This window comes from Gymnodinialimonas mytili (assembly GCF_037544085.1).
In the GTDB taxonomy this organism is placed as follows: domain Bacteria; phylum Pseudomonadota; class Alphaproteobacteria; order Rhodobacterales; family Rhodobacteraceae; genus Gymnodinialimonas; species Gymnodinialimonas mytili.
Map to the genome: position 1 here is coordinate 67,779 of NZ_JBBIFW010000005.1, position 12,746 is coordinate 80,524.

Below are 12,746 nucleotides of genomic sequence, written 5' to 3' on the forward strand. Positions count from 1 at the left end.
TCAACGCCTTTGCACCCGTCGTTCCAGCCCGTATTGCATCAGTCCGATCACAACTGACGGCCCCACTGCAACCAACAAAAAGATCTGCACATGCTGCAGGCTCAGCGGCACGCCGTAGGGCCCGACAAGGGTCAGTGCAACCGCAGCCGGAATAGCCCAGATCAGGGGAAACGCGATCCAACCGCCCCGCAAACCAGCCCCCATGATCCATCGTCCGACCAGGTAAACCAACAAGGCCCCAGCCGCGAACACGCCAAAGAGGATCGGCACCGGCTCGACTATCTCGGTCACAAGACCATCTGGCGCATAAAGCCGCCCGCGCCCCTGAAGGGTCTGCGTCATCACCGCAGAAATCAGAACCGCGATCAGCAGGCAGCAGAGAAGGTAGATCAGTGCGGATAGCACCATCCGAATACCCAGCCCCGCCCTGTGTGGCGAAGCCTGGATGTCCCGAAACGCGGCGCTCAGATCGCTGTCACTCATCCACGCCCCCTCCATGGATCGATTGGCGCGCACAAAGCGCCTTGGCGGCGGTTCGACGGCCCGACCGTCACGGGTGGAATTACACATTCAGGCACGGTCCATCCCCCGGATATGCTCCACCATCACCTCGGTATTCTTGTGCAGGAACGGGTACTTTTCGCGTTCGGCCTTCACAAAAGGCTCCAAACGCTCCCAATCCTTCAGCAGGACGTTGCCCCAGTAGGAATTGATCATCTCTGCCTTCACACCGCCATGGACATGCGCAAGCGACACGAGGCCGTAGCGATGCAGCACGGCCTTGAACGCCGCACGCGTCTCATCGCTCATATTCTCCGTCGCCTGCTCAGATTTCAGACCGATTACGCGCCGTTCCTCCCGAAAGGCCTCGTCCCCGAAGACCGAGTAGAGAAACACCGCACTTTCCCGCGCTAGCCGGGCTTCGTCAGCGTTAACCGAGCGGCGCTGCAGCAGGATCTGCACGGCGATACCGATGATCGCAAACGCCGCGAGGGTTGTGGCGTAAGGTTCGACGGCTTCGATGGAGGGGAGGCGTGACCAGATGTCCATCATGCGCTGCCCCCTAAAGGCAAGTACACCACACCCTTTCTCGGCAAATGGGTTGCCCCCATCTCACGGCAGGAACTCTGCGACCCAGTGAACGAGACGACGCTAGGCTTTTCGATTGCCGAGCGCGCGTCAAACCTCCGGCGAAAGGTGCAATCATCTGTCCGGAACGCAATGTCGAAGACTTGTGCAGAGATAACGATGGAATGACGGTCGATTGCCGATACCGAATTCACAGGTTTGGCCGTTGACGCTTCAATCTCCAACGCTGGCTCCCGGCGCTGTGAAGACGCTGCCGTCGGGCGTAAAGCGACGCTCGATCCAGTGATAACATAGGCCGCAAACCGCCCCCGAAACACTCAATGACAGGATAACTGGCCCGGTTTGTCCGAAGTTCGACTCGCAGACCGGCATAGTCCAGCAAACCGGCGATGCGCCGATCAATAACAGCCCAAGCGCCGCAAGCGCGCAGACCGCACCGGCAATTGCAAATGCCAAATGCCCGCGAAACCGCAAGCGATACATCGCAGCGCGCAGCGCGACAAATGGCAATGGCGCAGAGGATGCCATGACAAGCGAAACGAAGAGGACAATCCAAGCGAAGTTCATCAGAAAAGAGGTCAGAGGTCCGTAAGTGCCCAGCATCGGGGCGACACCAATAAGGCTCATAAGCACGCTTCCGATCAAAACGCTCAAAGCGAAAGTCAAAAATACACGGCTTAGGATAGACATGGCTAAACCCCCGATGGAATGTTCAGCGGATCCCGTTCGATCTTGCGCGGGGTATTCAGCGCCTTCCACTTTGACAGGGCCTGGGACGGGCTCGCCGCAGGGGGGCGTTTGACGAAACGGCCTCGGCCCGGTTGCGGTTGGCTGTTTTGCCCGGCGGCCCAGACCACATCGCCGCGTGAGAGCGTGTATCGGGGCGAGGCGCTGACCTCCATTCCCTCGAACACATTGTAATCCAGGATACTCTTGGCCGTCGCCGTCGTGATCGTGCGGCCCAATTTCGGGTCCCAAACCACCACATCGGCGTCGCCGCCCACATTGATCCCACCCTTCATCGGGTAGATGTTCAGGATCTTCGCAATATTGCTGGAGGTCACCGCCACAAATTCCTCAGGCGTCAGGCGGCCCGTTTCGACCCCCTTGGTCCAGAGCATGGCCATCCGCTCTTCAAGGCCCCCGGTCCCGTTCGGGATCATCGCGAAATTGTCGACGCCCATGCGTTTCTGTTCATCGGTAAACGCCGCATGGTCCGTCGCCACAACCTGCAGCGAGCCCGCCGCCAGCCCGTTCCACAGCCCATCCTGATGGTCTTTCGACCGGAAGGGCGGGCTCATCACCCGGCGCGCGGCATATTGCCAATCCTTGTCGAAATACTCCGTCTCATCCAGCGTCAGGTGCTGGATCAGCGGCTCGCCATAAACGCGCATGCCCTTCTGGCGGGCCCGGCGGATCGCCTCGTGGGCCTGTTCGCAGGAGACGTGCACGATATAGAGTGGCGTTCCGGCGGCATCGGCGATCATGATGGCGCGGTTCGCGGCCTCCCCTTCGACCTCGGGCGGACGGGAATAGGCATGGCCTTCGGGCCCGAAAATCCCCTCCTCCAGATACTTCTGCTGAAGCTCCGCCACGATGTCACCGTTCTCGGCATGGACCAGCGGCAGAGCGCCCAACTCGGCGCATCGCTTGAAGGAGGCGAACATCTCGTCATCCTCGATCATCAGCGCGCCCTTATAGGCCATGAAGTGCTTGAACGTGTTGATGCCGCGCTCTTGAACAACGGCCTGCATCTCGTTGAAAATGCTTTCATTCCAGCCGGTGATCGCCATGTGATACGAGATGTCGACGCAGATCTGATCCTTCGATTTGCGGTCCCACTCGTCGATCGCGTTCAGGAGCGAACCATCCTCACCCGGCAGGCAGAAATCGACCAGCATCGTGGTCCCGCCCGCCGCCGCGGCGAAGGTGCCCGTCTCAAAGGTTTCCGCCGCCGTGGTGCCCATGAAAGGCATTTCCAGATGCGTGTGCGGGTCTATGCCGCCGGGGATCACATAGGCGTCGGAGGCATCAATCACCTCGTCGCCAGACAGGTTTTCGCCGATCTGGGCGATTTTCTCGCCCTCGATCAGCACATCCGCCGTCCATTGGCGGTCGGCGGTCACGATTGTGCCGCCCTTGATCACCTTGCTCATGCTTTCCCCCTGTCGTTAGTTCAATACCATTAGAGCCCTGTTTCGCGCCTGCATTTGGGCGATCTTAGCCACGTAAGCGGCTCCAACGCCAAAGATCGTGGCCCAAGCAATGGGACGACGAGCCCGTTGATCTTTGCAAGTCTGCGCGGCCAATCCCAACACCACGGGCGGCGCCAAACATAGAAAGCTGATGCCCAAGATGGTGAACAAGAGTGACACTGGGCGTTGCTCCTTATCCCTGGGCGGTGACACAAATCATGCGCTGATCCCGGGTCAGAAGCGGGATGTAGGTGCTTTCGACCGGGCCGCGATGCAGGTACCAATAGCAGCCATCGGCCTCGAGCCGCGCGGTCGACGGATCCTGGCCCGGCGCGATCAGCGACAGAACTTCGGGCGACAATTCTTCCACCTGGCCCTGAGGCGTGGGTGTCACGCAGCCCGCCAAGGCCACAACCGAGCCCGCCGCGAGCCAAATCTTGATGTTCATCGTAGATACTCCTCAGCGTCCACGAAAGTGTGGACCGTGCCGTGCAATGCCATAGGGTGCGCCCTTGGCCAAACCGACTCCGACCCGTTTCCGTGCGAATCCCGCTCATGTGGCACGTCTGCGCCACAATCCTCGACATAGTCGCGTGCCGAGGGCGACGTAACGGGCGCTGCACTCACTCCACAATCTCCGCCGTTTCGATAACCGCGTGGAACAAAACATCGGCGCCTGCGGCCGCCCATTCGGGGCTGATCTCTTCGGCTTCATTGTGGCTCAGCCCGTCCACGCAGGGGCACATCACCATCGCCGTCGGCGCCACATCATTGATCCAGCACGCGTCGTGCCCGGCGCCCGAGACGATATCCATATGGCTATAGCCCAGCCGCTCCGCCGCATCGCGGATCGCCGTCACGCAGCCCTCGTCAAAGGCGGGCGGATCGAATTGGCCAACGATATGGGCGTCGAACGTCACACCGATATCAGCGCAAAGCTGCGGCGCGCGGGCCATCAACTCGTCGACCATCGCGTTGAGTTTATCCAGAATATGTGTGCGCATATCGATGGTGAAGACGACCTTGCCGGGGATGATGTTCCGGCTGTTGGGGTAGACGTCGATATGGCCAATCGCCCCCACGGCATTGGGCTGGTTCTTCATCGCGATCTCGTGGACCAGCTCGGTCACCAGCGCCAGACCACGCCCGGCATTCTTGCGCATATGCATGGGCGTGGAGCCGGTATGGCTTTCCTTGCCATTAATCGTGCATTCGATCCAACGCAGGCCCTGGCCGTGGGTGACGACGCCCACTTGCTTGCCTTCAGCCTCAAGGATCGGGCCCTGTTCGATATGAAGCTCGAAGAACGCATGCATCTTGCGGTCGCCGACTTTTTCCTCGCCTTTCCAACCGATGCGCTCCAATTCGTCGCCGAAGCGTTTGCCCGCCGCATCTTCGCGATCATAGGCCCAGTCGAGCGTGTGTTTTCCCGCAAAGACGCCCGAGGCGAGCATCGCCGGGGCAAACCGCGTGCCTTCCTCGTTTGTCCAGTTCGTCACCACAATCGGGTGTTTGGTCTTGATGCCCAGATCGTTCATCGACCGGATCACTTCCAGCCCGCCGAGCACGCCCAACACGCCATCATATTTGCCGCCCGTGGGCTGCGTATCCAGGTGCGAGCCCACATAGACCGGTAGCGCGCCGGGGTCGGTGCCCTCGCGACGGGCGAACATATTGCCGATTTCATCAACGCCCATCGACATGCCGGCCGCCTCGCACCAGCTTTGGAACAAGTGGCGGCCTTCGCTGTCTTCATCGGTCAGGGTCTGGCGGTTGTTGCCGCCCGCGATGCCCGGGCCGATCTTGGCCATCTCCATCAGCGAGTCCCACAGGCGCTCGCCATTGATCTTCATATTTTCGCCGGGGGCAGGCATTGGGTCGTCCTATTTCAATTCGGTCTCGATAAAGCTCATCGGCGCGTCGCCACCATTGATCACATTGTGCTGGACGCCCTTATCGCGCCGATACACCGTGCCTGCTGGGATGGTGACCGTGCGGCTCTCGCCGCCAGGTTCGTCCAGGCGCATTTGGCATTCGGTCAGCGCGGTAATCACGTAATCCATGCCATGAACATGCCAGCCTGTTTCATCGCCAGGATCGAAATCGAACCGTGTTACGCGCACGCGCTCATCGTCGATCAGCATCTCTGCCCGTGCTTCTGCCACTAGGCGGCCTCCTCTTCAGCTCGGGCCTTGAGCAAGGCCAATGCCTCGTCAGCCCGATCTTCCGGCACGAAGATGTGGTCGTGCTGCGTTGCCGCGATCACGTTACACGCAATCCCGGCTTCGGCCAGTGCGGCGGAAACCGCCGCCGTCAGGCCAACACCTTCCAGAGACGAGAAGACCTTAAGCGTGATCTGCGCCATGGCCCTTTCGTCGTCTTGCGCCGGGACAAGCACCGAAACACCCTCTGCTTCGCGAAAAACAGCAAGCGCGCTTGGCAACAGCCTGGGCAGGTCAGTCTCCGCGACTGACCGAAATACCCACCGCCCCGGTACGCGGCACGGGTTCATGCCCGCAATCATGGAAGAGGTATCGGACACCGGCAGCATTCACTGCAGCCCCTTCAGCACATCAGCCAATGTCCCGAACAGCGTGTCGATCTGCGCCTTTTCGATGATCAGCGGCGGCGACATGGCGATGATATCGCCGGTCGTGCGGATCAGCACGTTTTTGTCGTAACAATCCAAGAAAGCCTGGAAGGCCCGCTTCGTGGGCTCACCGGCAATCGGCTCCAACTCCACCGCGCCGATCAGGCCCATGTTCCGGATGTCGATGACGTGCGGCAAGCCTTTGAGCGAATGCAGCCCTTCCTCCCAATAGGGGGCAAGCTCTGCGGCGCGTTCGAACAGGCCGTCTTCCTTGTAGGTTTCCAGCGTCGCGATCCCAGCGGCAGAGGCGATGGGATTGCCGGAATAGGTGTAGCCGTGGAACAGCTCGATCAGATGGTCGGGGCCCTGCATGAACGCATCATGGATCGCGCCGGTGGCCAGAACGGCCCCCATTGGAATCACGCCGTTTGTGAGCCCCTTCGCGCATGTGATCATGTCGGGCATCACGTCGAAATGCGCCGCGCCAAAACTGCTGCCGAGGCGTCCAAAGCCGGTGATCACCTCATCGAAGATCAGAATGATGCCGTGTTTCGTGCAGATCTCGCGCAGTTTCTCCAGATAGCCTTTGGGTGGCATCAGCACACCGGTGGAGCCCGCCATCGGTTCGACGATACAGGCCGCGATGGTCTCGGCGCCGTGCAACGCCACGATCCGCTCCAACTCGTCTGCGAGATGCGCGCCGTATTCGGGCTGGCCGCGCGTATAGGCATTGTGCTCAGGCAGATGCGTGTGCGGCAGATGGTCGACGCCAGTCAGAAGCGATCCAAACACCTTGCGGTTGTTCACGATCCCGCCGACCGAAATCCCGCCGAAATTCACCCCGTGATAGCCGCGCTCTCGCCCAATCAGCCGGGTCCGGGACCCCTGCCCGATGGCGCGCTGATAGGCGATTGCGATCTTCAGAGCGGTCTCAACCGATTCAGACCCGGAATTGGTATAGAACACATGCTCAAACGGGTCAGGCGCCATGTCGCGCAGGCGATTGGCGAGTTCGAACGCTTTGGGATGGCCCATCTGGAAGGCGGGTGCATAATCCATCTCGGCAACCTGCTTCTGGATCGCCTCCACAATCCGCGGCTGGTTGTGGCCCGCATTGCAGCACCACAGACCCGCTGTGCCGTCCAGCACCTCGCGCCCATCGGCGGTTTTGTAATGCATTTTGTCGGCGCCCACGAACATGCGCGGGCTTTGCTTGAATTGCCGATTGGCCGTGAACGGCATCCAAAAGGCGCTCAGGTCATTCGGGACCGGGTTGCTACGATCGAGTGCCATGGTTGTTCCCCCCAACGCCCGGATCAGGCGCATTCGAAAATGGCGCATCTGCGTGGCATTTTGTTTTTGACCATCTGGTCAAGAGCACGCTAACAAATGCCCGATATCAGTCAACTTAAACGATAGCGGATTTCGGCGGCATTTTGGCTTATTCTTTCAAAAGAGCTGGGTCAGGGCTCAAATGACATTAAATGCTCAGCGCTTAGGCAATGTCGGAATGCGCCGATGACAGCGCAGAAACCGCGCACCCGGATCCAGGAAAAGAACCGCGCCCGCGTTCTGGACGCCGCGTTGGAAGTGTTTTCGCAACATGGGTTCCGCGGCGCGACCCTGGATCAGATCGCGTCCGAGGCGGGCCTGTCGAAGCCCAATCTGCTGTACTATTTCGCCTCCAAAGAGGATATCCATGTCACCCTACTGGGGGGGCTTGTCGATACGTGGCTGGCGCCGCTTCGCGCGCTCAACCCCTTGGGTGATCCGCATGACGAATTGCTGGCTTACATGCGCCGCAAACTGCAAATGAGCCGCGACTTTCCCCGTGAATCCAGGCTATTCGCACAGGAAATCGTGCAAGGCGCGCCCCGGATTGGCGATGGGCTGTCAACCGATCTCAAAGATCTTGTAGATGAAAAAGCGACCGTGATCGCACAGTGGATGGCCGAGGGCAAATTGGCGCAATCCGACCCCCATCATCTGATCTTCTCGATCTGGTCGCTCACCCAGCATTACGCCGATTTCGAGGTGCAAGTCCGCGCGGTGCTGGGTGACAATCGCGATCCTTGGGCCGAAGCCGAGACCTATTTGACGGTTCATTTTCAACGGGTTTTAGGGGTGACCGACCCAATGCATGGTCAATGAGGCCCGCCTGACATCGCGTTGATCGCGCCAAGATAGCTCATGCGGCAGCGGGCCTACTGCCGAGCGCCAAAGAAGTGGCGGCCAGGCGCCTGCCCGACCACCGATCTGTGTCAGAGCCATAGACCCTGTTCGACATCGGTCGCCACGACGCCAAGGCCGACATTTTTCAGCGTTCCAGTCGTGTTGACATCAACCAAGAACGCCGTGTCCTGAACAACACCGGTCGACTCGCCCTCACCAAGAATGATGAGCATCTTCTGTGTGTCGATTGCCTTCAGGTCGCCCGTGGCCACATGATACCCATAAGACACCGCGGTGCCCGGCGCGTATTTCTCGCCTTCGACACTATATTTCTTAGTCACCTGTTCAAAAAACGATGTCGCGTTGCTCGTTGTGCTGGCCTGGCTCGTGGTTCTCTCGTTGGATTCTTTCAAACCCGCCGTGGAACCGCCGAAGCCGAACGTCCCGGAGATCTCGACCGCGTTCTTGTTGGCAACCTCGAATTTCTTCTCGGTCTTATACTCTACCCCTGCCCGGGCGGTCCATTCCGCCGAGGATCCGCCCTTGTTGGCCACAAACGTTTCCGACAATCCCTGGATCGGGGCGTATTTTACGTTTTTCGGTGACCCCAGAACCTCTGCTTTCGGGCCGGGATCGATGAGAAACGCCGCCACTGTGCTCGAAATAGTGCCGTCGCCATCTAGATCTCTGTTTGGCTCCGGAATAAGATTTCTGACCTCGTAGCCAAAAGCATCCTTCTGGTTTGCAGGTGCCTGACGAATGGTGTTGATCAGATTTTGCATCCCTTCAACCTTTTGAACTGAGGAGGGATCAAAGAAAACCTGACCATCTGCGCTCAGGTTTGTGTATCCTTGAGCGCCGTTCCAAGCGTCGAGCTGTGCCTTGATCGCTTCGACACTGACACCTTGCGGCGAAAAGACTTCCTCTGCGAAAAACTGCGCGTCGGCCTCAAAGGGGGCCGCATTGGCCTGCCCTTCGCCGAATGCGGTTTGCACGGTGTCGGCTTCGGATGCGGTCGCCAATTGATCAAGAAACGCAGCCGAGGCGTCACCCTCGATGCGGGCCTCAACCTCGGCCCCGAAATCGCCTTGCGATGCATCTTCCAATGCCTCGTAGAAGGCCGCTTCCGCCAGTTCTTCGACAAGAGTTTCCAGCAGCCTTTCACCGGTCAGTGCACTGTCCAAAACGATCTTACCGTCGATGGTCGCCACACCGTTCAGTTTGACGCCATCGCTTGTGCGCAGATCGTCAACCGACATCACCTCCACATCTTCACCGAGCAGGGTTTGGGCGTCAGATACCGACTCCATATCTGAGTCGAGAACAGTCTCGATGCGATCTGAGGCATCGTAAAAGACCTGCCTTTGTTCAGCCGTCAGGTTTGCAGCGTCAATGCCGCGGGCCGCAAGTGCGTCCTCGAACACCGAAAATACGCCAGAAGACATTGTGGTATTGAATTCAAACTCGTCGTCTTGGGTCAGTGCGAAATTGTCAAAAGCCAAGATATTGCTCCTGTGCAAAGTGATCGCCCCGATAACGGAATGTCATCGAGTGATATCGATAACTATCGACCGAAACCCGTCGGACAACCGGGCGCTCTGCGACTGGCAACCTCTTGCGAATAATAGGCTTTTTCTGGGAAACAATTTGCGAAGACATTGAGCCAATCTGGCTAAGCCTTTGATTTCCTTACATCCGCCGATAGCGGAACATTGCTGACGCGGATCGGAAACCCTTGGGGCCTAAGCGCAATGCCGCCCGAAGGCTGTGATCCCTTCGGGCGGCTTGACCGAGTTTCGGCGCAGAATTGCGTCAGATCGCGCTATTCGGCGGCCTTGACTGCGCCGGGATTGTTGGGGTGGGTGGTCCAATTGGCATAATCGCCGGAGACGACCTGACCCGTCCGCTCATCCATTGCGCCCGCGGCCAGTTCCTCCATCGTGATGCAGCCCTCGACCGGGCACACATTCACACACAGATTACACGCCACGCATTCGGCATCGATCACCTCAAACACGCGATCCTCCGACATCGAAATCGCCTGATGCGAGGTATCCTCGCAAGCCGCATAGCAGCGCCCGCATTTGATGCAGGCGTCCTGATCGATCCGCGCTTTGGTGACGTGGTTGAGGTTCAGATATTGCCAGTCGGTGACATTCGGCACCGCGCGCCCGACCAAATCGGCAAGACCGATGCCCTGCTCGTCCAGATATTGCGACAGGCCGCTTTTCATTTCTTCGACGATCTTGAACCCGTAGGTCATCGCCGCCGTGCAGACCTGCACGTTGCCCGCGCCCAGAGCCATGAACTCCGCCGCATCGCGCCAGGTCGTTATGCCGCCGATCCCGCTGATCGGCAGACCGGCAGTTTCCGCGTCGCGCGCGATCTCGGCCACCATGTTCAGCGCAATCGGCTTCACCGCTGGTCCGCAAAACCCGCCATGGGAACCCTTCCCGTCAATCGAGGGCTCGGGGCTGAACGTGTCGAGATTGACGGAGGTGATCGAATTGATCGTGTTGATCAGGCTGACGGCATCGGCGCCCCCGGCCTTCGCCGCACGGGCGGGATAGCGCACATCGGTGATGTTCGGCGTCAGCTTCACGATCACAGGCATCCGCGTGTTCTGTTTACACCAGCGCGTGACCATCTCGATGTATTCCGGCACCTGCCCCACCGCGGCGCCCATGCCGCGCTCGCTCATCCCGTGGGGGCAGCCGAAATTCAACTCGATGGCATCGGCGCCCGTCTCCTCCACCCGCGGCAGGATCGCCTTCCAGGCCTGTTCCTCGCACGGCACCATCAGCGAGACGATCATCGCGCGATCCGGCCAATCCCGCTTGACCTGCTTGATCTCGCGCAGATTGGTCTGCAACGGGCGGTCGGTGATCAACTCGATATTGTTGAGCCCCAACAGCCGCCGATCCGCGCCGTAAATCGCGCCATAGCGCGGGCCGTTCACATTCACCACATGGGGATCCTGGCCAAGTGTCTTCCAAACGACGCCGCCCCACCCTGCCTTGAAGGCGCGCACGACATTATATTCCTTGTCCGTCGGCGGCGCCGAGGCGAGCCAGAACGGGTTTGGCGATTTCACGCCCAGAAAGTTGCTAGATAGGTCAGCCATGTCGGCTCCTCCTGTCTCTCGGGCGGCTAAGGCGCCCCCCTCAGATCCTTACGGATCACCAATTTCAATCCCGACCATACCGCATCCACGGCGGCAACTTGGCCCTTATCGCCAAGCTTCTTTGCCAACAGAGCGCTGGGATAGCCTACCATCAGCCTACCATCAGCCTGCCAAAACCGAATGGATATCCTCCGCCGCATCGCGGCCCTCGGCCACGGCCGTCACGGTCAGATCTTCACCGCCGCTGGCGCAATCGCCTCCAGCCCAGACCCCGTCGACCGAGGTTCGGCCGGCGCCGGTCACTGCGATTTTGCCACCGTCCAGCGCCAGAGCCTCCGGCGCACCGTCTAAGGTTTGGCCAATCGCCTTAAGCACCTGATCTGCGGGAATATCGAAGGTTTCGCCCGTACCGACCAGCGACTTACCCTCGGCCCGCGTATATTCACAGCGCAACGCCACCGCAGCGCCATTGCCCAGCACCTCAACCGGCATCGCATTGAACACGAACCGCACCCCCTTGGAGGCGGCAAGATCCTGTTCATAACGGCTAGCGGGCATCGCGTCGCGCCCGCGGCGATAGGCAAGCGTCACACTCTCCGCACCCAACAATTTCGATTGAACGGCAGCATCAATGGCGGTCATCCCGCCGCCGATCACCACCACATTGCGCCCGACGGCGAGGGTCTGAAGGTTGTCCGCCTGCCGCAGGTCGGCGATGAAATCCACCGCATCCGCCACGCCCTCGCGTGTTTCGCCAGTGGCGCGCAGTGCGTTCACACCCGATAGACCCATACCAAGGAAAACGGCATCATACTCGGCCTGCAACCGCGACAGATCCAATTCGCGGCCCAAAGCTTGACCGGCATGGAAGGTTATACCGCCGATTTTCAGCAGCCAATCCACCTCGGCCCCGGCAAATCCATCTGTCGCCTTATAATAGGCGATGCCATATTCGTTGAGGCCGCCGCCTTTGGGCCGGGCATCGAACAGATCGACATCGTGGCCCTTCATCGCCAGCCGATGCGCACAGGCAAGGCCAGCGGGCCCCGCCCCTACGACGGCCACGCGCTTGCCGGTCTCAGCGGCGCGCGCATAGGGATGCACACCCTTCGCCATCAGGGTGTCAGTGGCAAAGCGCTGCAAGCGCCCGATCTCCACCGGTTTGCCCTCGGCCACTTCGCGCACGCAGGCCTGTTCGCACAACGTCTCGGTTGGGCAAACGCGTGCGCACATCCCGCCCAAAATATTCTGATCAAAAATCGTCTCGGCGGCGGCTTCGGGCGTGCCTGTCGCGATCTGACGAATAAAAAGCGGGATATCGATGGCAGTCGGACAGGCGGTGATGCACGGCGCGTCATGGCAGAAATAGCACCGATCTGCGGCCACCAAGGCTTCGTGCCCATCCAAGGGCCCGTGCAAATCGTCGAAGTTTTCGGCCAGGGCTTCGGCATCCAAGCGCGCAGGCGCGATACCGGGTGTAAAGGGGCTGTTCGTCATGGGCATAGGCTCTCGTGATCGAATGGCGACTATGGGAATAGGCTGGCACGGGTTCAAAAATTTATCAAATGGTAAAATT

At 59.8% G+C, this 12,746-nt stretch carries 13 protein-coding genes; 1 reads left to right on the forward strand and 12 read right to left on the reverse strand.

All coding sequences use genetic code 11. The features are described from left to right. From V8J82_RS18520 to aptA, 9 genes are all read right to left on the reverse strand, one after another. On the reverse strand, positions 1-483 hold the full coding sequence (locus V8J82_RS18520) for a hypothetical protein (RefSeq protein WP_339977446.1): 483 nt from the start codon (positions 481-483) through the stop codon (positions 1-3). 87 nt (positions 484-570) lie between these two features. After that, complete coding sequence (locus tag V8J82_RS18525; protein ID WP_339977447.1) at positions 571-1,053, reverse strand: DUF4760 domain-containing protein; 483 nt, start codon at positions 1,051-1,053, stop codon at positions 571-573. Between the two features lie 249 nt (positions 1,054-1,302). Next, a complete protein-coding gene (locus V8J82_RS18530) occupies positions 1,303-1,716 on the reverse strand; it encodes a hypothetical protein (protein WP_339977448.1) in 414 nt (137 codons plus the stop codon). 65 nt (positions 1,717-1,781) lie between these two features. Beyond that, positions 1,782-3,245 carry a dihydropyrimidinase gene (gene hydA, locus V8J82_RS18535; RefSeq protein ID WP_339977449.1) on the reverse strand — a complete coding sequence of 488 codons (1,464 nt, stop codon included), beginning with the start codon at positions 3,243-3,245 and terminating at the stop codon, positions 1,782-1,784. A gap of 232 nt (positions 3,246-3,477) precedes the next feature. Next, positions 3,478-3,732: a hypothetical protein gene (locus V8J82_RS18540; RefSeq protein WP_339977450.1), complete on the reverse strand. Its 255-nt coding sequence runs from the start codon at positions 3,730-3,732 to the stop codon at positions 3,478-3,480. Positions 3,733-3,907: 175 nt separating this feature from the next. After that, complete coding sequence (locus tag V8J82_RS18545) at positions 3,908-5,158, reverse strand: Zn-dependent hydrolase (RefSeq protein WP_339977451.1); 1,251 nt, start codon at positions 5,156-5,158, stop codon at positions 3,908-3,910. Between the two features lie 9 nt (positions 5,159-5,167). Beyond that, positions 5,168-5,449, reverse strand: coding sequence for a cupin domain-containing protein (locus V8J82_RS18550; RefSeq protein ID WP_439650086.1), 282 nt, complete (start codon positions 5,447-5,449; stop codon positions 5,168-5,170). After that, a complete protein-coding gene (locus V8J82_RS18555; protein WP_339977452.1) occupies positions 5,449-5,835 on the reverse strand; it encodes an ACT domain-containing protein in 387 nt (128 codons plus the stop codon). The genes V8J82_RS18550 and V8J82_RS18555 overlap by 1 nt, the downstream gene beginning before the upstream one ends. Continuing rightward, the gene (gene aptA / locus V8J82_RS18560; RefSeq protein WP_339977928.1) at positions 5,836-7,167 is read right to left on the reverse strand and encodes an omega-aminotransferase AptA; all 1,332 of its coding nucleotides are present in this window, start codon (positions 7,165-7,167) and stop codon (positions 5,836-5,838) included. A gap of 225 nt (positions 7,168-7,392) precedes the next feature. Here aptA and V8J82_RS18565 point away from each other — a divergent pair, with 225 nt between their 5' ends. Beyond that, positions 7,393-8,025, forward strand: a complete 633-nt coding sequence (locus V8J82_RS18565; protein WP_339977453.1) for a TetR family transcriptional regulator C-terminal domain-containing protein — start codon at positions 7,393-7,395, stop codon at positions 8,023-8,025. Between the two features lie 110 nt (positions 8,026-8,135). On the opposite strand, the gene V8J82_RS18570 is transcribed toward V8J82_RS18565, so the two are convergent. The 3 genes from V8J82_RS18570 to V8J82_RS18580 form a co-directional block, all read right to left on the reverse strand. Then, complete coding sequence (locus V8J82_RS18570; RefSeq protein ID WP_339977454.1) at positions 8,136-9,548, reverse strand: hypothetical protein; 1,413 nt, start codon at positions 9,546-9,548, stop codon at positions 8,136-8,138. Positions 9,549-9,868: 320 nt separating this feature from the next. Beyond that, on the reverse strand, positions 9,869-11,170 hold the full coding sequence (gene preA / locus V8J82_RS18575; protein ID WP_339977455.1) for an NAD-dependent dihydropyrimidine dehydrogenase subunit PreA: 1,302 nt from the start codon (positions 11,168-11,170) through the stop codon (positions 9,869-9,871). Positions 11,171-11,332: 162 nt separating this feature from the next. Then, positions 11,333-12,667, reverse strand: a complete 1,335-nt coding sequence (locus V8J82_RS18580) for an NAD(P)-dependent oxidoreductase (RefSeq protein WP_339977456.1) — start codon at positions 12,665-12,667, stop codon at positions 11,333-11,335. Positions 12,668-12,746 lie beyond the last annotated feature (79 nt).